The 235-nt window shown below is 54.5% G+C and carries 1 pseudogene; it reads right to left on the bottom strand.

The annotated features are described in order from the left end of the window. Positions 1-235, bottom strand: a pseudogene (locus LI164_RS15850) (conjugal transfer protein); the annotation flags it as partial.

Raw genomic sequence — 235 nt, 5'->3', positions numbered from 1 at the left:
TGCCGGGTGTGGCTTTCCGTACCCAGTAGCGGATGTCCCGCAGCTTCTTCAAATCCTCCTGTACCTCGGTCAGCGGTGTTTTCAGAGCTGCAATTTCTTCCAGAAGCGTTTCCTGCTCCTCTTGCAGCTCCTTTTGGGTGCTGTCCTTATCGTCCGGGTGCTTGGCAAGGTAGGCGGCGGCTTTCTCATACCGGGCAACCTCCGGGTGTTCCTGTTTGAATTTCTCCTTTGTTTT

It is taken from the genome of Dorea sp. 210702-DFI.3.125 (assembly GCF_020560945.1).
In the GTDB taxonomy this organism is placed as follows: domain Bacteria; phylum Bacillota; class Clostridia; order Lachnospirales; family Lachnospiraceae; genus Dorea; species Dorea formicigenerans.
The sequence above is the reverse complement of the archived record's forward strand: the minus strand, read 5'-3'. Positions and strand labels throughout refer to the sequence as shown.